Raw genomic sequence first — 25,421 nt, forward strand, 5'->3', positions numbered from 1 at the left:
GCGTAGGGCCCCGGGCGGAGGTCTTCAGGGAGTCGGCGTCGGAGCGGGCGCCGGAGTGCCGGTGTCCACCTGCGTGCCCTGGATGATGGCGTTCGACGGCAGCTCGGTCGCCATGGCGAGGACCTTCGCGCCAGCGCCCTTCGCGCCATCCATGGCCAGGATGAGCCGGCCGTAGTTGGTCGCATCATCCGCCATGAAGAAGACGACCCTCTCGTCCGCCTTCTTCGCCGCGAGCATCCGCTTCAGGCGCGGGACGTAGTCGGAGGTGGGAACCTTCTCCGTGTTGATGGAGTAGCCGCCGTCCTTGTCCAGCAGGACCACCAACTGCTGATCATTGGGGTCCGGCGGAGGCTGGTTCTCCTCCAACTCTGTGTCCGGCACGCGCACCAGGATGTCCTTCTCCAGGAGGGGCGTGACGACCATGAAGATGATGAGGAGCACCAACACCACGTCCACCAGCGGCGTGACGTTGATCTCCGAGTTGGGCGGCGTTTGCGGCTTCACCCACTGACGCTGCTTGTGGCCCGCCATTACTTCTTCTCCTCGACGCCGAGCGCGATCTGCTTGGCCTTGGCCTTGCGGGCCACGTCCAGCACCCTGCGCACGTCGCCCACGTTCACCGTGTTGTCGCCCTTGAGCAGGATCTTCTTGCTCGGGTCCTTCGCCAGCTCCGCCGTCAGTCGGTCCTGGAGCGCCTGCTCGTCCACCTGGTCATTCTCCAGGAACACCTTCTTGTCCGGAGTGATGGAGACGTAGAGAGGGTCTGAGTCCTTGCCCTTCTCCTTCTCGATTTCGGTGGCCTTCGGCAGCTCCACGGACTTGCCGCGCTGGAGCATGGGGGTGACGACCATGAAGATGATGAGGAGCACCAACACCACGTCCACCAGGGGCGTGACGTTGATCTCGCTCTTGATGCCCCCCTTGGGGCCAGCTGACATTCCCATGCGTTTAACCTGCTTCCAGGTGGTGGAAGCCCGCCGTCCCGGGTGGCGTCGCTGGCCCCCGGACTTCAGGGGCCGCGTTCACGTCGGGAGGCGGGCCTCGGGTCGTCCCCGGGCTCGCCGGTGACTGCTCAGGTCAGGCCGCGTGCGAGGAGTGCGCGCCGCCGCCCATGTGGCGGGCGACCACGTCGAGGAACTCGTTGGAGGACTCAGAGATGTCCACCGAGCGAGCATCCACCCAGCCCTGCAGGAAGTTGTACGCCATCACCGCGGGGATGGCGACCAACAGACCGAAGGCCGTGGTGATGAGCGCCTCGGCGATACCGGCCGAGATGGTGCCCAGACCGCCGGAGCCGGCCGCCGCCATCAGCTGGAAGGCGTTGACGATACCCATCGTCGTGCCGAGCAGACCGACGAACGGAGCCGTGGAGCCGACCGTGGCCAGCAGGCCCAGGCCGCGCTTCATGCTCTGCACCTCGCGCTGCGCCTGACGCTCCAGCGCCCGCGCCACCGACTCCACCGCGATGTCCTTGTTGTTGGGGCTGATGCGGTACGCGGTGAGGCCGGAGTTGATCACCCGACCGAGGTGACCCACGTCCTTGCCCAGGTTCGTGTTGGCCGCGGTGGTCAGGTCGCCCTTCGCCAGGATGGCACCCATCTTGGCGGCGAAGTTGCGGCTGTCGGACCGGGTCTTGCGGAAGACGATCATCCGCTCCGCCATCACGACCAGGGACGCCACCGACATGATGGCCAGGGTGAAGATGATCATACGGGCGAAGGTGCCCGTGTGGTGCCAAATATCGATGAGAGTGAATTGCATGGCTTGATTAAGCGCTCCTCCTCACGAGCGCGGGGTGGTCGGCGGTGCTTCTCTTCGTATTACGGCGCGCCCGGATCAGCGCGGCAGCTTCAGATTCAGGGTGAAGGTGTAATCCACCTGGACCGGACGGCCCTGGAACGTGACGGGCTTGTAGCGTGACGAGGCCAGGGCGTCCATGACGGCCTGTTCCATGTGGGGCAGGGGCTTGATGATTCGGCAGCGCTCCACACGGCCTTCCACGGTGATGACGCACTTGACGATCATCGTGCCCTGCACGCGGGACTCGAGCGCCTCGCGTGTGTACTCGGGCTGCGGGCCCGAGACCTTCTCCGGACGGGTCATGCCCGCACCGAACGGCAGCACTTCCGTCCCCGTCCCGCCCAACTGCCCACCCACCACGCCGCCAATCACGCCACCCACCACGCCGCCCACCACGCCGCCGGCGACACCACCCTCGACGCCGCCCTCGACCTGCTCCTCGCTGGCCTCCTCGGGAGCCTCTTCCGGCTCGTCGACCGGCTCGACCTCCTTGGGGACCTCTTTCGGGATCTCCTTGGGCTGGACGATGGTGTCGGGCTTCTTGGGCTTCTTGGGGGTCGTCTTCGGCTTGGAGGTCGCCGCCGGGGGAGGCGGCGGCGGAGGAGGAGGTGGCGGGGCCATGGTGGCCTTCAGCGTCACCTCGATCTCCTTCTCCTCCTCGACCGGTGGCCTCGTCGACAGGAAGTAGGCCACGGCGAACAACGCCACGTGCAGGATCACGGAGATGGTGGTCCCCACGCCGAACCGCGCTCTGGGCGCCTGACCGCGGTCAAGGACTGAATCAAACATGTACTAGACTCCTCATCACCAGTGGACACCCACCACGCCCCGCCCGGCTGAAAGGGCGCGCTACCATACAGAAACGCGTTCCGGGTTCAAGCAAGCACGGTCAAGGGTAACTTACGTGATCGCGCAATTGCCCCACTGGTTACCAAAAAGCAACGGTCTATTGACAACTGCTTGACCTCGGATATTTTCCCCAGTCATTTTCAGTTGCAGCCCACCTTGGAGGGGTCTGGTATGCACTTGAACCGAGTGCTCCGGGAAACCGGAGTTGTCCTTGCCGCAGGTCTGCTTTATGGATCGGCGGCTTTCGCGCAGTCGAGCACGATGATCGGTACGGTCATCGACGCTCAGAGCCGGAACGCTGTTCCTGACGTTGTTGTCACCGCGACCTCGCCCAACCTTCAGGGTGAGCAGACCGTGGTTACCGACGCTCAGGGCAACTACCGTATTCCCCAGCTGCCGCCTGGTGTTTACACCCTGCGGTTCGAGAAGGAGCAGTTCAAGCCCTACGCGCGTTCTGACGTCCAGCTGCGTCTGAACCGCACCATCCGCGTCAACGTCGAGCTGCTTCCCGAGTCCCTCGGTGAAGTGGTGGAGATTGTCGGCGCGCCGCCGACCATCGACGTGGGCTCCACGACCACGGGCGTCAACGTGGATCAGGAGTTCATCAAGCGCATCGCCGTGGCCCGCCCGGGTGGCAAGGGAGGAGCGGCTCGCTCCTTCGAGTCCCTGGCCGAGCTGGCGCCTGGCGCCCAGAACGACCAGTACGGTGTGTCCATCAACGGCGCGACCTCGCCTGAGAACGGGTACGTGGTGGACGGTCTGTCCACGAACGACCCCGCCTACGGCGTGAACGCCAGCCCGATGAGCATCGAGTTCGTGCAGGACGTGAACATCATCACCGGCGGTTACCTGCCGGAGTTCGGTCGCTCCACGGGCGGTGTCATCAACGCGGTCACCCGGTCGGGCTCCAACGAGTTCCACGGCTCCGTGTTCGCGAACTGGACGCCGGGAACCTTCGAGGGTACCCGCAAGCTGATTCGCGAAGAGGGCACGGTCATCAGTGGCCTCAACGAGCTGCAGAACCTGGGCGATTTCGGCGCCACCCTCGGTGGTCCGATCCTCAAGGACAAGCTGTGGTTCTTCGCCGGTTTCGCGCCGTCCTTCACGCGCTACCAGCACACCCGTACCCTGAACGCCATCCGGCTGAACGCGGACGGCACGTCGGCGACCGACGACTCGGGCTTCACCATCGTCGACCCCATCCAGGGCTCGGACCGTCAGTACTACGCTGACACCCGGACCGTGCAGTACATGGGTAAGTTGACGTACCTCATCAACCAGGACCACAACGTCTCGATTGCCATGAACGGCACCCCGACGACGACGGGTGGCTTGGGCAAGCTGAGCATCAACCCCCAGTCCGGTGGTCTGCCGGGCGGAATCGCCGCTCGTCCGGGCGACTTCGCCTTCACGGAGACCAACGCGAACGCCACGTCGCTGGCCCTGAAGTACGCCGGCGCGTTCATGGACAAGAAGGTCCTGGTCGACGCGAACCTCGGCTGGTTCCACCAGACGGCGTCCACCTTGCCCGCGGACGGCAGCAAGATTGGCACCACGCAGGGCCTCGCGGGCTACTCCCGCATGACCTACGTGAACCCGCGCCGGCTGACCCAGTTCGAGAACCTGCCCGCGGGCCAGGAGGGCGCTTGTGATCCGCTCATCGTGAACGAGGGCACCCCGGAAGAGCAGATCATCGAGCGTTGCCCCGTCACCGGCTACGCGGTCGGTGGTCCTGGCTTCATGAGCGATGCGAAGCTGGATCGCTACCAGATCAACGCGAAGGCCACGTACCTGCTGAACGCGCTCGGCACCCACGTGCTGAAGGCGGGCGTCGACACGGAGTTCCTGTCGTACGACCAGCTCAAGGCGTACGGCGGTGGCGTGTTCTTCCAGGAGTCGAGCCCCTACGTGGGCGCGACCCTGGGTGGCCAGCCCTACGGTGGTGCCGCGCTGACGGACAACCGTCGCTACGGCTACCAGACGGCGCCGGACAGCCCCATCACCCAGCTGACCCAGCAGTCGAAGACCACCAGCACCACGGTCGGTGGCTTCCTGCAGGACTCCTGGTCCATCGCCAACCGCCTCACGCTGAACCTCGGCGTGCGCTACGACGTGCAGGCGATGTACGGCGGTGACGGCGACCTGGCCCTCATCCTCGGCAACCAGTGGTCGCCGCGTCTCGGCGCCATCATCGACCCGTTCGCCAACGGCCGTACCAAGTTCTTCGTGAACTTCGCTCGCTACTACGAGCAGGTTCCGCTGAACATGCTCGACCGCGCCTTCCCGGGTGAGCGTCGCTACAACGCCCGCCGCGTGATGGCGGAGCCGGGCTCTGGTGAGGCGGGTTGCGATCCGTCTGACCGCACGAGCCAGGAGACGGCCTGCCGCGATCCGGCCAACGTGATTGCGCAGCCGGAGAGCAGCCGCAACCCCAACCGCCTCTTCACGGGCGGCAAGGTGGAGAACGAGCCGATCGACCCGGACATCTCTCCGCAGTCGTCCAACGAGTTCGTCGCCGGCGGCGAGTACGAGCTGATCGCCAACACCCGCGTGGGCGCCAGCTACACGTTCCGCAACATGAACATGGTCATCGAGGACATGAGCCGCGATGACGGCAACTCGTACTTCCTCGGCAACCCGGGCAGCGGCTTCGCCAAGGAATTCCCGAAGCCGGAGCGCAACTACAACAACGTCACCGTCTACCTGAACCGCACGTTCTCGGACGGCTGGCTGGCCCAGGCGAACTACACCTGGTCCAAGCTGGAGGGTAACTACCCGGGTCTGTTCCGCCCGGAGACGGCGCAGCTCGACCCGAACATCCTGTCGGACTTCGACCTCATCAGCCTCCTGGCGAACCGCACGGGCCCGCTCCCGTTCGACCGTACCCACCAGATCAAGGTGTTCGGCGCGAAGGAGTTCAACTTCACCAACGAGCTGTCCGCGAGCATCGGTCTGTCCTACCGCGGCAACTCCGGTACGCCGATCAACTACTTCGGTTCGCACGCGCTCTACGGCCCGGACGAGTCCTTCGTCCTCCCCCGTGGCGCTGGTGGCCGTACGCCCTGGCTGAACCTGGTTGACTCCAACATTGGCGTCAACTACCGCGTCAGCAAGGACAGCGTCGTGTCCGTCACCCTGGACGTCTTCAACCTCTTCAACTTCCAGGGCATCAGCACGGTCGACCAGACCTACACCCTGCGCAACGTCGCTCCGATCGTGAACGGCAAGCCGTCCGACCTGCCGGGCAACGTGACGTGGCAGGAAGGCGAGGAGCGCGAGGAGCCGTTTGGCACGGAGCCGGGCGACATCAACCCCAACTTCAAGAACCCGACCAGCTACCAGCCGCCGCGTCAGATGCGTCTTGGCGTCCGGTACACGTTCTAGTCACTGGCCATTCACGGAACCGGGATTTCAAGTCACATGACCAAGAACATTCTCAATGCTGCGATGGTCCTCGTTGGAGCCGCCGGCCTGTTGACCGGCTGCAACTTCGAGCAGCCCGAGGCTCCCTGCTTCGTGCAGGACAGCGCCAGCTGGTCGGCCATCTACGACTCGGTCGACTCTCCGACGACTGGCACCGCTGCTTGCGAGGTCAGGGCTCCGCCCGCCGAGCTGCTCGGTGTCTTCAAGTTCTCGAACCCAGACGACCTGAGTTCGGCGGACATCACCATCCGTCCCCAGGGCCTCGCCAGCCGCGCGGCCCGGGATCCGGGTCCCACGACGGATCAGACGGCCACGGGCACGTTCGACGTGGAGCCGGACGACAACGCCTTCTGCACGGGGCGTGACTTCACCGAGGCGAAGGTTGTCGCCGCGGCGGCCGGCACCACGGCTGCCACGACGATCAGCTACCAGTTCAGCAACGTCCAGGTGTACGCGGCGCCGTCCTTGCCGGGTACGCAGTTGAAGGGCGAGCTGAAGTACACGCGTGATGGCTGCACGTCGAACTACGTCATCCGCGCCCTGTGGCCCGCCATCCCCTGCTACCCCACCGGGGATGCGACGGGTCCGGCGGAGCTGTGCGGCGAGGGTTCGACGCTGAACCCGGACTTCGCCGCCGAGTGCGGTCCGGTGGTGGGTACGTCCGGTGGCCGGCAGCTCGGTTACTGCGTCCCCTCGAAGACCATCCCGTCGCTGAAGTAGTCGTTCATCGCTGAACAGCGCCACCTACCGGGTGGCGCCTCGCGGCCCCGGCAGCCCTCCTCAAGGAGTGGACTGACGGGGCCGCGGTGTTTGATGGGCTGTACCTGTCGGTCTGGGTTGTTTCTGTCTGGAGGCACATGGAGGGCCGTTACTCACTCATCCACCACGTCCGCTCGCTGTTGGAGGACGAAGAGGGCACCCTCTACAAGGAGGCTCCCTTCCGCGTGGCCCTCTGCTACCCGAGCCCCTACCACGTGGGGATGAGCTCCCTGGGCTTCCAGGCCATCTACCGGGAGATTCACGAGCACCCTGGCGCCACCGCCGAGCGGGTCTTCCTCCCGGACGACGTGGAGGCGTTCAAGAAGACCCGGACGCCGCTGTTCACCTGGGAGTCCCAGGCGTCGGTCTCCAGCTTCGCGATGCTGGCGTTCTCCGTGGCCTATGAGCTGGAGCTGACCGGCCTCTTCACCATGCTGGAGCTGGCGGGGCTGCCCGTGCTGGCGGAGGAGCGCCGGGGTGGCCGCCATCCCCTGGTGGTGGCGGGGGGCCCCCTGACGTTCTCCAATCCGGATCCGCTGGAGCCCTTCGTGGACGTGCTCGTCCAGGGCGAAGCGGAGGACCTCATCCACGTGCTGGTGGAGGCGGCGGCCACCATGGAGCGCGAGGCCCTGCTGGACCACCTGGCGCGCATCCCCGGCTTCCGGGTGCCAGGGCGGGGAGGGCAGCGCTACCACGTCGCCCGGGCCACGGATTCTCGGCTGCCCGCTCGCACGCAGATCATCACCTCCCATACCGAGCTGCGCTCGATGTTCCTCATCGAGCCGGAGCGGGGGTGCTCACGAGGCTGCCACTACTGCGTCATGCGCCGCACCACGAACGGGGGCATGCGCACGGTGCCGCCGGAGCGCGTGCTGTCGTTGATCCCCGCCCACGCCCGACGGGTGGGCCTGGTAGGCGCGGCGGTGACGGATCATCCGCGCATCGTCGAGCTGCTTCGCACGCTCGTGGACGCGGGAAAGGAAGTCGGCGTGTCGTCGCTCCGGGCGGATCGCCTGACGCAGGAGCTGGTGGATCAGCTCCGCCGGGGTGGGGCGACGAACCTGACGGTGGCGGCGGACGGGGCTTCGCAGCGCATGCGGGACATGGTGGACCGCAAGCACTCGGAGGAACAGATTGTCCGGGCCGCGGGGTACGCCCGCACGGCGGGCATGAAGCAGCTCAAGGTGTACAACGTCGTGGGGCTTCCCTTCGAAGGGGACGAGGACATCGACGAGCTGATCCGCTTCACCGCGGAGCTGTCGCGCATCCTCCCCGTGGCGCTGGGTGTGGCGCCCTTCGTGGCCAAGCGGAACACGCCGCTGGACGGGGCACCCTTCGCGGGCATCAAGGAGGTCGAGAACCGTCTGGAGCGGCTGCGCAAGGGCCTGCGGGGGCGCGCCGAGGTGCGTCCCACGTCCGCGCGGTGGGCGTGGGTGGAGTACATGCTGGCCCAGTGTGGCCCGGAGGGTGGGCTGGCGGCGATGGATGCCTGGCGGGCCGGAGGAAGTTTCTCGGCCTGGAAGAAGGCGTTCGAGGCCCGGGGCTGTGAGCCCTATCTGGCGCGTCGGGTAGCGGACGAGCGGCGCAACCCCGTCCACTGGCCCACCGTGCCGAAGCTGGCGCCCCCCGCCACGGCCGCGTGACGGAGAAGTGCACGAGCCACTGCACCGAGGGCTCCGCTTCCGCTAGAAGTCCGCATGCGCCGATGGCCGGCGCCCAGGGGCAGCGGAGAACCAGGTGAGCGCGCAGCGTGTGGACAAGGCGTGGCAGCAGAAGGGCCTGAAGGACTACTCGACGGAGGCCCTGGTCGGAACGCTCGGTCACTACGGTATTTCCGTGGCCGAGGAGGACTTCCGGAAGCTCTCGGAGACGACCTTCCCGCTGGGCATCGCCCAGCAGTGGAAGTCCCAGTGGAAGGGCACGGGCCCCTTCAAGGACTTCGTGGTGGCGGCGCCGGTGGAGCTGTGGCGCCGTTGGCTGCCGGACCGCGTGGCGCCGTACGAGCTGACGGACACGCTTGACTCGCTCATGAAGGCGCTGCGCCAACTGCTCAACGGCGCCGCTGACGCGCCGGTGGCACCGGCCTTTGAGAAGATGAACGGCCTGCGCGCGCGGCTGCCCTTGGATGACAAGGGCGGCCCCCAGGAGCGCTTCATGCAGGAGGCGCTGGCGCCGTTCTCGGAGAAGGACGCGGAGCTGTTCGACAGCCTCGCGGAGAAGCTGGCCCGCTCCGGCCACGCGAATCATGCGGAGTCCTTCGCGGACCTGGAGGAGTTCTTCCTGCCGGACCGCAAGGGCATCTCCCGCGCCATGGTGCGCGCGGCGCGCGGCGAGCAGGACGGGGCCGTGGCCGACCTGGTGAAGCTGACCGAGGACACGGCGCGCACGCCCATCGCCCGGATTCTGGCGGTGGACGGACTCATCCAACTGAAGGCGAATGGCCCCGCCGCGCAGGCCGGTCGCATGCTCCTGGAGTGGGCCGAGTCGACCAAGGACCTGCACCTGGCGCTGGACCTCGTTCCCCGCCTGGAGCACATCTACAAGGCGCAGAACGACCGCGTCTCCCTGCTGGACCTGGTGCGCACGGCTGACCGGCTCAACGCGGAGCACGACCGCATCCACCCTGGACACAACCGTCACCGTCACGGGCGCTGAAGTCGGTACCCAGCGGCGCGCGGGCGAGTGCTCGCGCGTCGTGTCCGGAAGGGCAGGGCCTGCTCCTTCCTGGTCGATGCTTCCGCTTCCAGTCTCATGAGCAGGCTGGAGTGGAGGTCGTCACCCCTTGCCGCCGGGACGTCCACTCTGGTGCGGGGTGGCCGGGAGCTGCACGGCGGGTCCTGCTTCCGGCCCGGCTGCTCGAGGCCCCCCTCTATTCGGCGGGGTTCGAGCCTTCGCTCTCCGCCCGACGCGCCGGTTGTTTGCGCCGTGCCTTCTTCTTCGGAGGGGGCACTGCCTCCGCGTCCCGCGCGGTCGCTTGCTCGGCGGAGACCTCGCCGCCGCCCTCCGTCATCGCGGCGGGAGGTGAGTCCAGCGAGGCGCCTTCGGCCTCCGGCGCGACGCCTTCCTGGGTCGGGGTCGTCAAAGGCGTCGAGCGCCTCAACGGAATCTTGAGCACCCGGGGCACGCCCTCCACGACATCGCGCGTGGGCACCACGGCGCCCACCGTCGTGTAGCGGATGGCGCCTGTCTGGGTGAAGGCGTGCTTGAGCGTGTACTCCTTCGCGCGCGGCAGGAACCAGTCACGCACCGCCTTGAGTGGCAGCACGTGCAGCTCTCCTTGCGAGAGGAAGACGTACACGAGCAGGTCCGCGCCGCTGTAGAGGAAGCAGCCCGGCGTGTCCTTCTCCAGGTTGGAGACCAGCTCGAAGAAGTAGCGGCGGCGGGTGGCGTTGCGGTCGCCCTTCACCTCGATGCCGCGCACCTCTCCTGTCGGCAGCTCCCAGAGGAGGTCCACGCCCCGGTGCTGGAAGCGGGGGTCTGACTGCACGTCATGCACGCGCGAGCCCGGCTCCGTCTCCAGCAACCACGTCCGAGCGTGCTGCACGGCGCGGTCCGCCGCGCCCTGCACGCCCCTCATGCTGAAGCTGCGCGCCATGTCCTAGCGGCGCAGCTCGACGCCCGTCGCGACGAGCTGAATCTCGCGCGGCTTGCCGTCCGCGCCACGCGGGACGATGGCGCCTTCCGCCTCGTAGTGCGACGCGTGGCCCTCGCTCAGCTCCGCCACCTTCACCACGCCCTCCACGCGCGCCTGCGAGCCCGCGGAGTCCAGCGGGACGAAGAAGCCGTAGTCCTTGAACGTCACGCGCACGCCCGGCCCCTTGGCCTGGGGGTCCGTCGCCAGCTCCATCCAGCAGCCCTTCTTCTCGCACGCCTTGCGCACCGTGCCCTCGAGCCGCACCGTCTTCCCGTCGTGGGGCTGGGGCTTCGACAGCAGGTCCGCGAGCTTCACGGGCGCCGCGCCCTTGAGCGCCTCGCCCCGGGTGAGCTTCCAGTTGTCCTGCGCGGCGGCGGGCGCCGTCGAGGCGGTTACCTCGGGCTTGGGCGCGGCCTTGGCGGCCTCGGCGGGGTGGTGACAGTCGGCCGCCGCGGCCTTGTCCGCCGTCTTGTCCTTGGCGGGCGTCTTGTCGCCGGCGAGTGCAATCAGGGGAACAGCGACCAGCAGCATCAGGGACGTGCGGAGCGAGTTCATGACCTGCTCGCTTAGCCAAAACTCGTTGCCCCGGCAAGGCGGCCGCCGTACTAGAGTGGGACTCCCGCACACCTCTTTGGCGAGGCGCGCATGAAGGTCTCTCTCCCTCCTCGCAATCGACGCCTCGGCACCGTGGACTACCTGGGGCTCATCGGCCTCGTGGGGCTGCTGGTGGCCCGGTACATCCCCGTGGCGAAGCTCATCCCCTTCTGGGGCTGTGTGCTGCGCGAGCGGACAGGCTGGCCCTGCCTCGGCTGTGGGCTGACGCGCGCGGCCGACCGCTTCGCCCACTTCAACTTCATGGGGGCCTGGGAGGCCAATCCCCTCGGGACGGTGGCCGCCTTCCTGTTCACCCTGGCCGTCGTGGCCATGGTGCTGCACCTCGTGTTCGCCGTCCCCATCCCCGAAATCCGACTCTCGCCCCGGGAGTGGAAGACGTTCCAGATGGTGATGCCCGCCATCCTCCTGGTGAATTACGCCTACGTGGTGGTGAAGACGCGCTTCCCCCACCTGTTGCTATAGCGTGGGGTCGTGACCTTCGCGCTCGTCCTGCTGGGCTACCTCGCCGGCTCCATCCCCTTCGGTGTCCTGCTGACGCGGTGGCTGCGCGGCGTGGACGTGCGCCAGAGTGGCAGCGGCAACATCGGCGCCACCAACGTCACCCGCGTCGCGGGCAAGAAGCTGGGCGCCGTGGTGCTCGTGCTGGACGCGGTGAAGGGCGCGCTGCCCGTCGCGCTCGCGCTGCGGCTGGTGCCGGACCTGCCCACCGTGCATGTCCTCGTGGGACTGGCCGCGGTGCTGGGCCACGTCTATCCCGTGTGGCTCAAGCTGCACGGTGGCAAGGGCGTGGCCACCGCGCTGGGCGTGCTGCTGGTGCTCGCGCCGCTGGCCGCGCTGGCCGCGGGCGCCGCGTATATCTCCATCTTCGCGGTGTGGCGGGTCAGCTCCCTGGGCTCGCTCGCGGCCGGAGCCACGGCGGTGGGCACGTCGGCCTTCACGGCCCGGGCCCCGGAGTACACCGGCCTCTCAGCTGTCCTCTTCGCCCTCATGCTGTGGACGCACCGGAGCAACATTGGCCGACTGCTTCGGCGCACGGAGCGGCGCTTCTGAGTTTTCGTCCAGGTGGCTGCTGCCCACGGCCCGGTAGCCGAGCAGCATGCAGTCGATAGGGCCGTTCCACATCTCCCGGCGCGCGGAGGGCCGCGCATGGAACGCGCTCTCGAAGGCCGGGTTGCCGGAGAGCACCCAGACGCGCCAGCCGGGCACGCGCAGGGACTCGCCCAGCTTGTAATAGAAGCTCTTCATGCCCTTCTGTCCGCCGGAGCCGCTCAGGCGATCTCCATAGGGCGGATTGGTGAGCAGCAGGCCACTGGCGGCGGGCAGGTGCGGCAGGTCCGTCGCGTCGGCTTCGCCCAGGATGATTTCCTCCGACAGCCGGGCGGCCTGCACGTTGCGCTGGGCGGCCTCCAGGGCCTCCGGGTCCTTGTCGAAGCCCCAGATGGGGACCTCCACCTTGCGCTCGTTGCGGCGGGCATCCGCGCGCAGGTCCACCAGCAGCTCCTTCGCGCGCGGGCCGATGACGGGCCAGCGCTCCACCGCGAAGTCGCGGTTGAGTCCGGGCGCTCGGCGACGGGCCATCAGCCCGCCTTCAATCAGCAGCGTGCCGGAGCCGCACATCGGGTCCACCAGCGCCTCTTCGCCCGTGTAGTGCGCGGCGCGCAGCACGGCGGCGGCCAGCGTCTCCTTGAGCGGCGCGACGGTGGGCCGCACGCGGTAGCCCCGGCGATTCAACGCGTCGCCGCACAGGTCCAAGGACAGCGACAGCGTCTCGCGCGACAGGTGCGCCACCACGCTCACGTCCGGGTCCTTCGTATTCACGTCCGGACGCGTGCCGACCTTGGTGCGCATCCGGTCGACGATGGCGTCCTTCACCTTGAGCGCGACGAAGCCCGAGTGGCTGTGCTCGCTGTCCTTCAGCGTCGCATCCACCGCGAACGTCGTGGTGGGCGTCAGGTGCTCCTCCCAGGGGACGCTCGCGGCGGCTTCGTACAGGCCCTCCGCGCCGTGGGCCTCGAAGGTGCCCAGCGGGTAGAGGATGCGCATGGCGATGCGGGACCAGAGGCAGACCCTGAGGGCCTCGTCCAGCGAGGCCATGAAGCGGACTCCACCGCGGTCCTGACGGATGCGGCGCGCGCCAAGCTCCTTGAGCTCGTCCGCGAGCAGGTCTTCGGTGCCGCGAGCCGTGGTGGCGAAAAGGGCAATGCGTTCAGCCATAAGACACCGCCCTTAGACGACCTGGGACTGCTTGGGAACCCACAAGACGCCTCAGGTGCCCACCACCTCGTAGATGGCGAACGTCGCCCCGTCCTGCTCGGCGCTGGCTTCCTTGGCGCGCCGGAAGTCCTCCGACTGGAAATAGCTCCGCATCGCCTCCCTGTCCCGCCAGCGCGTCACCAGCAGGAGCTCCGGCGAGCGCTCGAAGGACCGCAGCACCTCCAGCCCCAGGAAGCCGTCATGGGTGTCCACCCGCCGCGCGCGCTCCTGGAAGCGGGCAATCAGGCGCTCGGCCTCTTCGGGTGCGGGGCGGAAGCGGGAGATGGCGACAATCATGGGCGCTCACCGGGTGGGATGTCGTGCGACGGGGGAAACGAAGATGGGGGCGCCCGGACCGCTCCGGACACCCCCACGCTGAACCATTTCCGACTCGGGGCCGAGTCCTTCGCGGCCCTGAGTGACTACATGGCTCCGGCGCCGGGCATGTCGCCCACACCCCGGATGAGCACCTCGCGGGGCTTGGCGCCATCCGCCGCGCCCACCACGCCATCGCGCTCCATGCGCTCAATCATGCGCGCCGCGCGGTTGTAGCCGATGCGCATCTTGCGCTGGAGCATGGAGATGGAGACGGCCCGCATCTCGCTGACCGTCGCGAGCGCCTGGTCGTACAGCTCGTCGGACAGCTCGTCCTCTTCGCCACCGGACTCCACGTCCTCGTCGCGCGGCTTGAGGATGGACTCGTCGAAGACGGGCTTGCCCTGGGCCTTGAGGTGGTCCACCGCCTTCTTGATTTCGTTCTCCGACACGTAGGCGCCGTGCACGCGCTGCAGGTGCGCGCTCGTGGGTGGCATGATGAGCATGTCGCCCATGCCCAGCAGGGCCTCCGCGCCCACCGTGCCGAGAATCGTCATCGAGTCCGGCTTGGAGCGCAGCATGAAGCTGATGCGCGTGGGGAAGTTCGCCTTGATGACGCCGGTGACGACGTCCGTGGACGGCCGCTGCGTGGCGACCATCAGGTGGATGCCGGACGCACGCGCCATCTGCGCCAGGCGCGCCACGTAGGTCTCCACCTCGCGGCTGGCCACCATCATCAAATCCGCCAGCTCGTCGATGATGACCACGATGTACGGCAGCTTCTTGAGCTCCTTCTTCTCCGGCTTGTCGCTGGCCGACACGAAGGGCACGTCCGACTCGTCGTCGGCCTCGGCTTCCACCTCGGGCACTTCGTCCTGCGCGTCGGACCCCTGCGCCTCGTGCAGTTCGTCGTCGTCCCGAGGCACGGCCACGCCCAGTCCGTCCCCACTCGAGGAGGGCTTGTCGCCGCCCTCCACGTCGAGCACGAGCATCTTCTTGGGCTTCGACTTCTTCTTCGGGGCGGCCTCGGGAGTGCCCGACGCGCCCTTCACCTCGGTGGCGGAGCTCTCCACCAGCTTGTTGTAGCCGGCGATGTTGCGCACGCCCGCCTCGGACAGGAGCTGGTAGCGGCGCTCCATCTCCTCCACGGCCCAGCGCAGCGCGAGCGCCGCCTTCTTCGGGTCCGTCACGACGGGCAGCAGCAGATGGGGGATGCCCTCGTAGATGGAGAGCTCCAGCATCTTCGGGTCCACCATGATGAAGCGGACCTCCTCCGGTGTGGACTTGAGGAGGATGCTCATGATCATGGAGTTGACGGCCACCGACTTGCCGGAGCCGGTGGTGCCGGCGATGAGCAGGTGGGGTGCCTTGGCCAGGTCGAAGACATACGGCATGCCCTCGATGTCCTTGCCCACGCACATGGTCAGCTTGCTGGCACTCTTGATGAAGGCGTCCTGCTCGGCGATCTCCTTGAGGTAGACGGTCTCCCGGTCCTTGTTGGGAACCTCGATGCCCACCACGCCCTTGCCGGGGATGGGCGCGACGATGCGCACGCGCATCGCCTCCATGGCCATGGCCAGGTCGTCCGCGAGCGCTGCGATCTTGCTCACCTTGATGCCCGGTCCCGGCAGGAACTCGTACATGGTGACGACGGGGCCGGGACGAATCTCCACCACCTCGCCGACGATGCCGAAGTCGGCCAGCTTCGCGCGCAGCTTCTCCGCCGTGGAGAGGAAGGCGTCCTTGTCCAGTTCGGAGCGCTCCTGCTTGTCGCACTCCAGGACGTCCAGCGGCGGCAGCGAGAAGCTCTTGCGGTCACCCACGAACTCGAACTGGTCCTGGGCCTTCTTCCCCGTGGGTGCGGCCAGCGCCTTGGGCGCCACGATGAGCGGCATGCGCGCCGCCGCCGGGGCCTGAGGCGCGGGAGCCGGGGCAGGGACCGGCGCGACGGGCTGAGGTGCCGGCGCGGCGATGATGGGGGCCGCCGGCGCGGGCTCGTGGCTCTCGGGCAGCGCGGCGATGGGCGGCGTGCCCGGACCGGTGACGATGTTCGGCGTCTTCCGGCGGCTCCTCGGGGGCTCGACGCCCTCGGGGACAAGCGGGGTGGAGTGGGGCGCGGGCGCGAGGAACGACGCGGCCCAGGCCGGGTCCGCTCCTGGCGCGGGACGCTTCTCGGCGCGCAGCGCGAGCCTGCTGTCGGCGGGCAGGGACGGCGAGGACGTGGGCGGCAGCGAGTCCGTCTCGGCGGGCAGTGGGAGCGCCTTGCGCTTCTCCCCCTTCTCACGACCGTCCTTGAGGGCCAGCTTCGCGGCGAGGGCCTGCTCCTTCTCATTCTGCCGGGCCAGGCGCACGGCCTCCTCGGCCATGGCCTCCGCCTCGGCGGCCTCGGCTTCTTCGGCGGCGGCCTCGGCCTCGGCCAGCTCTTCCTCATCCGCTTCGATTTGCGCGAGGAACGCGGCCTCCTCCAGCTTCTCCTCCGCCGCGCGCTCCTGACGGACCTTGTAGGACGCCTTCTGGGCCTCCCAGAAGACGTTCGCGGACTCGGCGACGCGGCGGCCCAGGACGCTCAGGCCGGCCCACACCAGCGAGCACAGCTTGAAGAACGTGTACTGGGTGCCGACGATGAGGGCGGCGGCGCTGATGGCCGTCACCAGGATGACGGTGCCGACGGTGGAGAACAGCCCCTCCATCACCCCACCCAGGCTGGCGCCCAGCGCGCCTCCGGGAGGATGTGCCCAGCCCTTGTCACCGGCGAACATGAGCTGCGCCAGCACCGAGATGCTGATGGTCAGCAGGAAGAGGCTGATGATTTGAGGGCCCCGCTTGCGCTCGCGGCTGCCCACGAAGAGCACCATGGCCGTGTAGAGCCCGCCCATGGGTGCCAGGTAGGCGCACACGCCCAGCATCCCTCGCAGCGTCTCCGCGATGAGGTGGCCCATGGGGCCCACCGCGTTGCGGAAGCCCGGTCCGACCCTGTCATGGGCGTCGAACGTGGCGACCGCCAACAAGGACAAGAGCGACGCCGCGAGCAGGAACACGCCGGTGATGGCACGCCCCGCGCTGCCGTCGCCTCCGTCGGCGCCCGCCTTCCGTCGCTTGTCCGCGAGCGCCTTGCGACGCGTTGCGATCTCCTGACGGGAGAGTACCGCCTTTTCCGCCCGACCCTTCTTCGCCGTCATGACCTTCTTCCCTCTGCGCGTCTCAGCCGCGTAGCGGGCTGTAGCAATGCCCGCGGCGAGTGTAGGGAGGGAGGGGGTCTGGTCAATTTTCCGGCAGTCGCTCCAGTCCGGACGGAAGGTGCCGGACACGGGGCCTACATTTCGGCTGCACCCTCCACCAGAGGGGGTATGGTGCCGCCACGATTTCTTGGAGGAGCATCGCCATGGCAGACACCGACAAGCCGTCCTCGAGCGAGGAAGAGTACTTCGCCCGGGAGGACATCGAAAAGAAGCGCAAGCTGGCGCTCCAGCAGGCCGCGGAGACGGCGGAGAAGCAGCGCGAGGACCTCAAGAAGCTCCACTGGATGAAGTGCCCCAAGTGCGGCATGGACCTCCAGACGCTCAAGCAGGGCAACATCGAGCTGGAGACGTGCTTCAACTGCGGCGGCGTCTTCCTGGACTCCGGTGAGCTGGAGCAGCTGATGGCGCACCACGGCCACGAAGGCAGTGGCAAGGTGATGGGCGCCATCCTGAACCTCTTCAAGCGCAAGTAGTCACTCGCGGTCGGAGGCTTCCACGCATGGCCCTCACGCTCGAGCAGGTGCGACATGTGGCCACGCTGGCGAGGCTGGCGCTGACTCCCGAGGAGGAGCAGCGCCTGTCCACGCAGCTGTCGGCGGTGCTGGACGCGGTGACGCAGTTGCAGTCGCTGGACGTGGAGAACGTGGAGCCCACGTCGCACGCCACGCTGACGGCCTCGCTCCTGCGGGAGGACGTGATGCGGCCCTCGCTGCCGCCCGAGAAGTCACTGGCCAACGCCCCGGCGAAGTCGGGCACGTCCTTCGCGGTGCCTAAAATCATCGAGTAGTCCGGAGGGGAGCCCCACGTCATGCAGCTCACGGACCTGACGATGCTGGAGCTCGCGGAGAAGCTGGCCGCGGGTCAGGTGTCCTCCGTGGAAGCCACTCGCGCGTGTCTGGAGCGCATCCAGCGGGTGGACCCGAAGATTCGCGCCTTCCTTCGCGTGGACGAGGCCGGTGCCCTGGCCGCCGCCGAGGCCAGTGATGCGCGCCGCAAGGCGGGCACTCCGGCGAGCCCCCTGGACGGCGTGCCCGTGGGACTCAAGGACCTCTTCCTCACCGAGGGACTGGAGACCACCGCCGGCTCGCGCGTGCTGGAGGGCTTCGTGCCACCGCTGGACGCGACGGTGGTGCGCCTGCTTCGCGAGGCGGGCCTGCCGCTGCTGGGCAAGCTCAACCTGGACGAGTTCGCGATGGGCTCGTCCAATGAGTCCAGCGCGTATTTCCCCACGCACAACCCCTGGGACGTGACGCGCACGCCGGGCGGCTCCTCGGGAGGCTCTGCGGCGGCGGTGGCCGCGCGCGAGGTGTTCGGCGCGCTGGGCACTGACACGGGCGGCTCCATCCGTCAGCCCGCGGCCTTCACCAACACGGTGGGCCTCAAGCCCACGTATGGGCGCGTGTCGCGCTACGGCGTCATCGCCTACGCGTCGTCGCTGGACCAGCCCGGGCCCATGACGCGCACGGTGTCGGACGCGGCGGCGCTGCTCCAAATCCTGGCCCAGCACGACCCGCGAGACTCCACGTCGGCGCCGGTGAAGACGCCGGACTACTCGGCGGAGCTGGAGCAGGGTGTGCGCGGGCTGAAGCTGGGCGTGCCGCGCGAGTACTTCGCCCAGGGCATGGAAGAAGAAGTAGAGGCCTCCGTGCGCGCGGCCCTTCGCGAGTACGAGCGCCTGGGCGCGACGCTGGTGGACGTGTCGCTGCCGCATACGAAGTACGCGCTGGCGACCTACTACCTCATCGCTCCCGCCGAGGCGTCCAGCAACCTGGCCCGCTACGACGGCGTGCGCTACGGCCTCCGGGCCAAGGACGCGCGCGGTCTCAAGGAGCTGTACTCGCTGACGCGTGAGCGGGGCTTCGGGCCGGAGGTGAAGCGCCGCATCATGCTGGGCACGTACGCGCTGTCCGCCGGCTACTACGACGCCTACTACCTGCGCGCGCAGAAGGTCCGCACCCTCATCCGCGAGGACTTCACGCGCGTCTTCCAGGAGGTGGATGCGCTGGTGGCTCCCATCTCGCCGGTGGCGCCGTTCAAGCTGGGCGAGAAGGTGGATGACCCGCTGTCCATGTACCTGATGGACGTCTACACGCTGCCCTGCAACCTGGCGGGCGTGCCGGGCCTGTCGGTGCCCTGCGGCTTCACCAAGGCGGGGCTGCCGGTGGGGCTCCAGATTCTGGGACGGGCCTTCGACGAGGCCCTCCTCTTGCGCATCGCTCGGGCCTTCGAGCGCGAGCACGACTTCTTCCGCCGCCTCGCGCCTGTCTAGGGCACGAGGTCCGCATCGGTGACACCGCCATGCCCGTGAGCGATTTCCAGCCCGTCATCGGACTTGAGGTCCACGCGCAGCTCCTCACGCAGTCGAAGATTTTCTGCGGCTGCTCCACCGCGTTCGGCGCGGAGCCCAATCGCAACACCTGTCCGGTGTGCCTGGGCATGCCCGGCGTGCTGCCCGTGCTCAACGAGCGCGTCGTCGACTTCGCCATCCGCACGGGCCTGGCGCTCGAGTGCCGCGTCAACGCGAAGAGCGTGTGGAGCCGGAAGAACTACTTCTATCCGGACCTGCCGAAGGGCTACCAGATTACGCAGTACGACCTGCCCATCTGCGAGTACGGCAAGCTGCTCATCGACACGCCGCAGGGCGAGAAGCTCATCCGCGTGCGCCGCATCCACATGGAGGAGGACGCGGGCAAGAGCGTGCATGACGCGGGCGGCGGGCAGAGCCTGGTGGACCTCAACCGCGCGGGCGTACCGCTGCTGGAAATCGTCAGCGAGCCGGACCTGCGCGACGCGGACGAGGCGGTGGAGTACCTCAAGGCGCTGCGCGACGTGCTCGTGTACCTGGGCGTCAACGACGGCAACCTGGACGAGGGCAGCTTCCGGTGCGACGCCAACGTGTCGGTGATGCCCAAGGGCTCCGACACCTATGGCCAGCGCTGCGAGCTGAAGAACCTCAACTCGTTCCGCTTCGTGAAGCAGGCCATCGAGTACGAGATTTCGCGGCAGGTGGACGTCATCGAGTCCGGCGGGAAGGTGGACCAGGAGACGCGCCTGTGGGACGTCAACAAGGGCGTCTCGCGCTCCATGCGCAGCAAGGAAGACGCGCACGACTACCGGTACTTCCCGGAGCCGGACCTGCCGCCGCTGCACGTGACGACGGAGGTCATCGCGGCGGTGGGCCACACGCTGCCGGAGCTGCCGCGCGCGAAGCTCCAGCGCTTCGTGAGTCAGTACGGCCTGCCCGCGTATGACGCGCGCATCCTCACCGCGGAGCGCCCGCTCGCGGACTTCTTCGAGGCGTGCGCCGAGCGCTACCCGGACGCGAAGAAGCTCTCCAACTGGTTCCTCGGGGAGCTGCTGCGGCTCTTGAAGGAAGAGGGCTCGACGGTGTCCTCGGTGCGCTTCACGCCCGTGCAACTCGCGGAGCTGCTGGGCGCGGTGGACCAGGGCACGGTGTCCGCGAACGCGGGCAAGGACGTGCTGGCGGAGATGTTCCGCACGGGCCGCTCGGCCTCGGACATCATCGCGGAGAAGGGCCTCGCTCAGGTGAGCGACACGGGCGCCATCGAGGCCGTGGTGGACGACATCCTCGCGAAGAACGCGGGTGAGATTGAGAAGTACCGCGCGGGCAAGAAGCAGGTGTTCGGCTTCTTCGTGGGCCAGGTGATGCGGGCCATGAAGGGCAAGGGCAACCCCGCGCTCGTCAACGAGCTGCTCAAGAAGAAGCTCGGCGACTGATTACGCGGGACACGCGGGCACGGTGACGTGGAGCACGTCCTCGTCCCGTGGATTCTCCGAGCGGGCGAGCACCCGAGGCTGTGCGTCGTCCGTGCGCTCGAGGATGAGCGAGGGCGCCTCGAAGTGGTTGTCGAGCAGGTCTCCCACGAGCTGGGCCGTCACGGTGTAGCGGACCCGGCGCAGCGTGGGGAGCTGGGAGGGCAGGCCCTCGTCGAACCAGTGCCCGCTTGCCGTGCGCGGGGGGGCTCCCGTCGAGTCGAAGGGCCACGGTGAGTCCCACGGCCACGGGTTGGCGGAAGGGTGGGCGAGGATGTCCGCCCTCAAGGCGTCCAGGTACTGAGCGCAGGGAACGAAATAGGGCTCCTTCGCGGTGTGGGGCTTTCGGAAGCCGTCGTAGCCCAGGAGCGTTCCCAAGCGGCCGAAGGGCGTGGCGAGCACCGTCAGGTCCTCGGGACGACCAGGGCTCAGGTGCAGCACGTCCTCTCGCCGAGGCACCAGGTTCACCTTGCGCGTCACCGCCACGCAGTGGCCCTCGGGGTCGAAGGTGTGGCTGGTGTTGTACGTGCGCGCGCCTCGGGGCTCGAAGTCCGGGGTGCCGAGTCCTCGTCGGTTGTCCGGGAGCAACGCACTGCCCGCAACCACCCACAGGCCGAAGTCCCGGGCGATGCCGGAGAACGTCTCGTGCACCACGCGATGCACGCGGGAGGCGAGCGCGGCGTAGAGGCACTCCTCCCGCGTCGGAGGTTGGAGCGTTCTCCAAGCGCGCCACATGGGGAGCCACTCGGCCAGGGCCACGCGTCGCATGGCGCCTCGGGTCGTCGTGTGGCGTCGCACCCGGGACAGGTGGCCCATCATCCCCAGGGGAGCCCCCACCAGCTCCGGCCACACCGCGAGGGCGGGGTGAAGCGGGCGGCCGGACGTGTCGCGCGCGCGCAGTCCATCGATTCGCTCCGCGAGCGCCCGGTGCTTCGCGGTGAAGGCGGCGGGAGAGGCGTAGTCCTCCAGCGAGACACGGGGCTGAAGGGCGAACAGCTCGACGTGGGTGGGAGGCAGGGCGTCGTTCACGAAAAGGCCGGGGCATCCGGTGGGGCGCGAGCTTGCGCCGCCCACCGGGCGGGAGCGTGCGCCTACTTCAACAGTCCGTTCTCCCGCAGACGCTGCTGCAGGAAGGCGCCCGCGGTGATGGGGGCGTGGCGGGCCGGGTTGTCCGGCGTCTCGGTGCAGGGCAGCGGCTTGAGCACGCAGTCCGAGTAGGGGTGCACGAAGAAGGGCAGCGAGTAGCGGACGGTGTCCTCATCCGTGCTCTTCGGATTCACCACCCGGTGCGTGGTGGCGGGGATGACCTCGTTCGTCACGCGGCTGAGCATGTCGCCGGAGTCCACGACAATCTGCCCGCGCAGCGTGTCCACCGGCAGCCACTCGCCATCCCGCGTGAGCAGCTCCAGGCCGGACGCGGTGCCCTCGCACAGCAGGGTGATGAGGTTGATGTCCTCGTGCTCGGCGGCGCGGACGCCCCCGGGGATGAAGCGCTCGCGCAATGGCGGATAGTGGATGAGGCGCAGCACCGAGTTGCCGTCCGTGGCCATGTCACTGAACGTCGTGCGCGCCACGCCGAAGAACTCCGCCAGGGCCTGGAGCATGACGCCGGCGGCGCCATCCAGCTCGCGGAAGAGCGACAGGGTGTGCTCGCGGAAGGAGGGCACCTCGCCGGGCCACACGTTGGCGCCGTAGTCCTTCAGGTACGGGTGGCCGGCTGGAAGCTCGCGGCCCACGTGCCAGAACTCCTTCAGGTCCCCCACCTTGCGGTCCTTCGCGTGCTCCTTGCCGAAGCCCGTGTAGCCGCGCTGGCCCGCCAGCTCCGGCATCGCGTAGCGCGTCTTCACGTCCTCGGGGAGCTGGAACAGTCGCTCGACGTCCGAGTAGGTGCGGCGGATGAGCGCGTCGTCGATGCCATGGCCGACGATGGAGACGAAGCCGAACTCCCTCAACCCTTCACCGAAGATTTGTACGAAACGAGCGCGCTCGGTGGGTGTGCCGCTTCGGTAGTGGGACAGGTCGAGGAGGGGGATGCGGCGTGAGGTTCCAGACATGAGCGACGCACTCTAATCGAGCGTGATGGATTGTCGGCATCGACAGCGTCGGCCGGCCGACCGTCTTCATGTACCGAGGCGCTGGCTTGCGTCCCACCAGCCGACATCCTCGCGGGCCGCCAGTGGCCAGCTCGGGACAGGAATGTCCAGATTAGCCGGGCAGGCTCGGGGGAGTGGCATGGCCGAGGTGAGCAGCGGTGATGCGTGCGAGGCGTGCGGCCAGCGACATGGGTTGGCGACGTCTTGCTCGACGCTGGTTCGCGCGGAAGGTGAGGGGCCGGCGCCCAGGCCGAGGTGCCCCGTGGCGAGCGAGGAAGCAGACCCATTGGTGGGCGCCCGTCTGGGCAGCTTCCGACTGGTGCGCCGACTGGGGCGCGGCGGCATGGGGACGGTGTACCTGGGCGAGCACGTGTCCATCGGCAGCCGGGTGGCGGTGAAGGTCCTGCACGAGCACCTGGCCATGTATCCGGAGCTGGTGCAGCGCTTTCACGCGGAGGCTCGGGCCGTCAACGTCATTGGCCACGAGAACATCGTCAGCATCTTCGACCTGAACGCGGGGCCGCCCCGGCCCTACCTCATCATGGAGTACCTGGATGGTGCGCCGTTGTCGGCCTGGGTCGGCACGCCGCTGCCCGCGCCCGCGGTGGTGTCGGTGCTCTCGCAGGTGTGCGACGCGCTCCAGGCCGCGCACTTGAGTGGAATCGTCCACCGCGACCTCAAGCCGGACAACATCTTCCTGGTGCGGCGCGGGCGGGGCACGCCCTTCGTGAAGGTGCTCGACTTCGGCATCGCGAAGCTGGCGGATGCGAACATGCCGCAGACCCACGCCGGCATCATCGTGGGCACGCCCGAATACATGGCTCCGGAGCAGTCCCTGAGTCGCCGCGTGGACGGACGCGCGGACCTGTATGCGCTCGGGGTCATCGCCTACCAGCTGGTCACCGGGCGCCTGCCCTTCGAGGACGAGGGGCTGACGGCGCAGCTCGTGGCCCATCAGATGCGGGCGCCGCCGCCGCCTCGCTCCGTGCACGCGGCGGTCCCCGTGGCGCTGGAGCGGGTCATTCTTCGGACGCTGACCAAGGCTCCCGAGGAGCGGTACGCGACGGCGGCCATCCTGCGCGCGGCCCTGGAGGGGGCGCTGGCGGAAGAGGCGCGTGCGCGGACGAAGCCGGCGCGCCCTCCCGTGCCTGTCAGAACCGTGCCTCCCGTGGTGGCTCCAGAAGTCGTGGTGGTGGAGGACCTCGTCGCGCCCTGGTCTCCAGCGCCACGGCCCGTGGTTCCGGGATGGGCCGCGTCGCCTCCGAGAAGTGCTCCGGCGGCTGCGCAGCCCGCGGCGCCTCCTGTGCTCAGGCCGGTGGGCGGCGTGAATCGTGAGGGGATGCCGGGCGTGCCTATTGGTCAGGGGACACCACCTGCGCCAGTGGGGGGCGTGAGTCGTGAAGGTGTGCCCGTCGTCGGTCAAAGGACTCCGCCCGCGCCAGTGGGCGTCGCGAGTCGTGAAGGTGTGCCCGTCGGACAAAGGACGCCGCCCGCGCCAGTGGGGGGCGTGAGTCGTGAAGGTGTGCCCGTCGGACAAAGGACGCCGCCCGCGCCAGTGGGGGGCGTGAATCGTGAAGGTGCGCTCGTCGGACAAAGGACGCCGCCCGCGCCAGTGGGCGTCGCGAATCGCGAGGGCGCTCCTATTGGAAGGGGGACCGCCCCCGCGCCGTCGGGCGCCGCGAGCGGGAGTGCGCCCGTCATCAGCGACGGGATTCCATCCTCGAGGCCCCGCACGGTGGAGCTGCCGGTGCGCGTGGTGTTGCGTCCGGGCGAGACTCCGGTGTGGCTGACGGGCTCGGACCTGTCGCGTGGCGGCCTGTTTCTACGCAGCGAAGGGTTGCTCCCGCCGCTCTTCGCGCGCCTCCCCATGGTGCTGGAGCTGGACTCCGGGCCGCAGTCCGTCGTCTGCGAGGTGGTGCGCCACGTGCCCGAGGAGCAGGCCCGGGTCTGGGGCATGGCCACGGGCTTCGGCGTCCAGTTCGTCGAGGCCACCCTGGCGCTCAAGGCCTCCGTGGATGCGCTCCTGCGCGCGGGTCCTGGTCGCCGTCCTCCTCCTCCGCTCGTGCCGGTGGCGGATGACGCCGAAGCCGCTCACGTGTTGGAGACCTACCGGACGCGGCTCTCGGGTGACCACTATGCGGTACTGGCCGTGCCTCCGGACCTGGACATGGGCGCCCTTCGTGCCCGCACGCGCGAGGCCCGTGGCACCTTGGAGTCGCTGCGCCAGCGACCCCTGTCACCCTCGCAGTGCCTCCTGCTCGACTCCGTGCTCGGCCGGCTGCATGAGGCGGGCGACGTCCTGGGCACGGTGACGCAGCGGGCGCTGTATGACGCCTGGCGGGGCAACCACCGAGGTGTCGCCCGGTGCCTGGAAGCAGGGCTCACGTCGGAGCAGCTCGACTCGCTCCGGCGGGAGTTCCTCGCGCGCAGGCCCCAGTCCGCGGGGATGGCGCGTGTGCACTATCTCTCCGGCTCCGCGCTGGAGCGGGAAGGGCAACTGATGCGTGCCCTGGAGACCTACGAGCGGGGACTGGCGCTGGACCCGCTGGAGTCGAGCCTCCACCACCGCCACCGCACCGTCCGCCGGGCGCTGGATGCTCGCGGCGCCACGGAGCGCGCCAACGACAGGGCCCGACCTTCCTGAGGGAAAGCCGGGCCCGTGGGTGA

22 protein-coding genes are annotated in these 25,421 nt (G+C 68.5%); 11 read left to right on the plus strand and 11 right to left on the minus strand.

What is annotated here, in order from left to right; translation table 11 throughout:
• Positions 1 to 24: 24 nt before the first annotated feature.
• The 4 genes from ACN469_RS03290 to ACN469_RS03305 form a co-directional block, all read right to left on the minus strand.
• Positions 25 to 531 (minus strand): ExbD/TolR family protein, encoded by a 507-nt coding sequence (locus tag ACN469_RS03290; protein WP_498764052.1) that lies wholly within the window; start codon positions 529 to 531, stop codon positions 25 to 27.
• Positions 531 to 944 carry an ExbD/TolR family protein gene (locus ACN469_RS03295; RefSeq protein ID WP_498764053.1) on the minus strand — a complete coding sequence of 138 codons (414 nt, stop codon included), beginning with the start codon at positions 942 to 944 and terminating at the stop codon, positions 531 to 533. Before ACN469_RS03295 ends, ACN469_RS03290 begins: the two co-directional genes overlap by 1 nt.
• A gap of 133 nt (positions 945 to 1,077) precedes the next feature.
• Complete coding sequence (locus ACN469_RS03300) at positions 1,078 to 1,761, minus strand: MotA/TolQ/ExbB proton channel family protein (RefSeq protein ID WP_141647756.1); 684 nt, start codon at positions 1,759 to 1,761, stop codon at positions 1,078 to 1,080.
• Positions 1,762 to 1,836: 75 nt separating this feature from the next.
• Positions 1,837 to 2,589, minus strand: a complete 753-nt coding sequence (locus ACN469_RS03305; protein ID WP_498764055.1) for an energy transducer TonB — start codon at positions 2,587 to 2,589, stop codon at positions 1,837 to 1,839.
• Positions 2,590 to 2,820: 231 nt separating this feature from the next.
• Here ACN469_RS03305 and ACN469_RS03310 point away from each other — a divergent pair, with 231 nt between their 5' ends.
• The 4 genes from ACN469_RS03310 to ACN469_RS03325 all read left to right on the plus strand — a co-directional run bounded on the left by ACN469_RS03310 (position 2,821) and on the right by ACN469_RS03325 (position 9,486).
• Entirely contained in the window at positions 2,821 to 6,033 is a 3,213-nt protein-coding gene (locus ACN469_RS03310) for a TonB-dependent receptor (RefSeq protein WP_498764057.1), read from the plus strand.
• A gap of 36 nt (positions 6,034 to 6,069) precedes the next feature.
• Positions 6,070 to 6,792 carry a hypothetical protein gene (locus ACN469_RS03315; protein WP_498764059.1) on the plus strand — a complete coding sequence of 241 codons (723 nt, stop codon included), beginning with the start codon at positions 6,070 to 6,072 and terminating at the stop codon, positions 6,790 to 6,792.
• A gap of 137 nt (positions 6,793 to 6,929) precedes the next feature.
• Complete coding sequence (locus ACN469_RS03320; protein ID WP_498764061.1) at positions 6,930 to 8,474, plus strand: radical SAM protein; 1,545 nt, start codon at positions 6,930 to 6,932, stop codon at positions 8,472 to 8,474.
• Positions 8,475 to 8,568: 94 nt separating this feature from the next.
• Positions 8,569 to 9,486, plus strand: a complete 918-nt coding sequence (locus ACN469_RS03325; RefSeq protein ID WP_498764063.1) for a hypothetical protein — start codon at positions 8,569 to 8,571, stop codon at positions 9,484 to 9,486.
• A 214-nt stretch (positions 9,487 to 9,700) separates the two neighbouring features.
• Here the strand turns inward: ACN469_RS03325 and ACN469_RS03330 are convergent, their stop codons facing one another.
• Together ACN469_RS03330 and ACN469_RS03335 are read right to left on the minus strand one after the other, a co-directional pair.
• Positions 9,701 to 10,426 carry a hypothetical protein gene (locus ACN469_RS03330; protein WP_498764065.1) on the minus strand — a complete coding sequence of 242 codons (726 nt, stop codon included), beginning with the start codon at positions 10,424 to 10,426 and terminating at the stop codon, positions 9,701 to 9,703.
• Between the two features lie 3 nt (positions 10,427 to 10,429).
• Positions 10,430 to 11,020 (minus strand): DUF4920 domain-containing protein, encoded by a 591-nt coding sequence (locus ACN469_RS03335; RefSeq protein WP_498764067.1) that lies wholly within the window; start codon positions 11,018 to 11,020, stop codon positions 10,430 to 10,432.
• Positions 11,021 to 11,110: 90 nt separating this feature from the next.
• Here ACN469_RS03335 and ACN469_RS03340 point away from each other — a divergent pair, with 90 nt between their 5' ends.
• Both ACN469_RS03340 and plsY read left to right on the plus strand, forming a co-directional pair.
• Positions 11,111 to 11,542: a DUF2752 domain-containing protein gene (locus tag ACN469_RS03340; protein WP_498764069.1), complete on the plus strand. Its 432-nt coding sequence runs from the start codon at positions 11,111 to 11,113 to the stop codon at positions 11,540 to 11,542.
• A 9-nt stretch (positions 11,543 to 11,551) separates the two neighbouring features.
• Entirely contained in the window at positions 11,552 to 12,130 is a 579-nt protein-coding gene (plsY, locus tag ACN469_RS03345; protein WP_498764070.1) for a glycerol-3-phosphate 1-O-acyltransferase PlsY, read from the plus strand.
• On the opposite strand, the gene ACN469_RS03350 is transcribed toward plsY, so the two are convergent.
• From ACN469_RS03350 to ACN469_RS03360, 3 genes are all read right to left on the minus strand, one after another.
• Positions 12,047 to 13,294 (minus strand): THUMP domain-containing class I SAM-dependent RNA methyltransferase, encoded by a 1,248-nt coding sequence (locus ACN469_RS03350; RefSeq protein ID WP_498764071.1) that lies wholly within the window; start codon positions 13,292 to 13,294, stop codon positions 12,047 to 12,049. The two genes, plsY and ACN469_RS03350, sit on opposite strands and share 84 nt — an antisense overlap.
• A 51-nt stretch (positions 13,295 to 13,345) precedes the next feature.
• On the minus strand, positions 13,346 to 13,630 hold the full coding sequence (locus ACN469_RS03355; RefSeq protein WP_253993302.1) for an antibiotic biosynthesis monooxygenase family protein: 285 nt from the start codon (positions 13,628 to 13,630) through the stop codon (positions 13,346 to 13,348).
• A 125-nt stretch (positions 13,631 to 13,755) separates the two neighbouring features.
• Positions 13,756 to 16,827: an FtsK/SpoIIIE family DNA translocase gene (locus tag ACN469_RS03360; protein ID WP_498764073.1), complete on the minus strand. Its 3,072-nt coding sequence runs from the start codon at positions 16,825 to 16,827 to the stop codon at positions 13,756 to 13,758.
• Positions 16,828 to 17,030: 203 nt separating this feature from the next.
• Here ACN469_RS03360 and ACN469_RS03365 point away from each other — a divergent pair, with 203 nt between their 5' ends.
• The 4 genes from ACN469_RS03365 to gatB are packed head-to-tail and all read left to right on the plus strand — an operon-like array spanning position 17,031 to position 20,625.
• Positions 17,031 to 17,360 carry a TFIIB-type zinc ribbon-containing protein gene (locus ACN469_RS03365; RefSeq protein WP_141646513.1) on the plus strand — a complete coding sequence of 110 codons (330 nt, stop codon included), beginning with the start codon at positions 17,031 to 17,033 and terminating at the stop codon, positions 17,358 to 17,360.
• Between the two features lie 26 nt (positions 17,361 to 17,386).
• Positions 17,387 to 17,674: an Asp-tRNA(Asn)/Glu-tRNA(Gln) amidotransferase subunit GatC gene (gene gatC, locus ACN469_RS03370; RefSeq protein ID WP_498764076.1), complete on the plus strand. Its 288-nt coding sequence runs from the start codon at positions 17,387 to 17,389 to the stop codon at positions 17,672 to 17,674.
• Positions 17,675 to 17,695: 21 nt separating this feature from the next.
• Positions 17,696 to 19,156, plus strand: a complete 1,461-nt coding sequence (gene gatA, locus ACN469_RS03375; protein WP_498764078.1) for an Asp-tRNA(Asn)/Glu-tRNA(Gln) amidotransferase subunit GatA — start codon at positions 17,696 to 17,698, stop codon at positions 19,154 to 19,156.
• 29 nt (positions 19,157 to 19,185) lie between these two features.
• Positions 19,186 to 20,625 carry an Asp-tRNA(Asn)/Glu-tRNA(Gln) amidotransferase subunit GatB gene (gene gatB, locus ACN469_RS03380; protein ID WP_498764079.1) on the plus strand — a complete coding sequence of 480 codons (1,440 nt, stop codon included), beginning with the start codon at positions 19,186 to 19,188 and terminating at the stop codon, positions 20,623 to 20,625.
• Here gatB and ACN469_RS03385 read toward each other — a convergent pair whose 3' ends face one another.
• Both ACN469_RS03385 and ACN469_RS03390 read right to left on the minus strand, forming a co-directional pair.
• Positions 20,626 to 21,690 carry a carbon-nitrogen hydrolase family protein gene (locus ACN469_RS03385; protein ID WP_498764080.1) on the minus strand — a complete coding sequence of 355 codons (1,065 nt, stop codon included), beginning with the start codon at positions 21,688 to 21,690 and terminating at the stop codon, positions 20,626 to 20,628.
• A gap of 62 nt (positions 21,691 to 21,752) precedes the next feature.
• A complete protein-coding gene (locus ACN469_RS03390) occupies positions 21,753 to 22,715 on the minus strand; it encodes an isopenicillin N synthase family dioxygenase (protein WP_498764081.1) in 963 nt (320 codons plus the stop codon).
• Positions 22,716 to 22,893: 178 nt separating this feature from the next.
• On the opposite strand from ACN469_RS03390, the gene ACN469_RS03395 reads away from it, so the two are divergent.
• Positions 22,894 to 25,398 carry a serine/threonine-protein kinase gene (locus ACN469_RS03395; protein ID WP_498764082.1) on the plus strand — a complete coding sequence of 835 codons (2,505 nt, stop codon included), beginning with the start codon at positions 22,894 to 22,896 and terminating at the stop codon, positions 25,396 to 25,398.
• Positions 25,399 to 25,421: the final 23 nt, after the last annotated feature.

The organism is Corallococcus terminator (assembly GCF_049194865.1).
Classification (GTDB): domain Bacteria; phylum Myxococcota; class Myxococcia; order Myxococcales; family Myxococcaceae; genus Myxococcus; species Myxococcus terminator_A.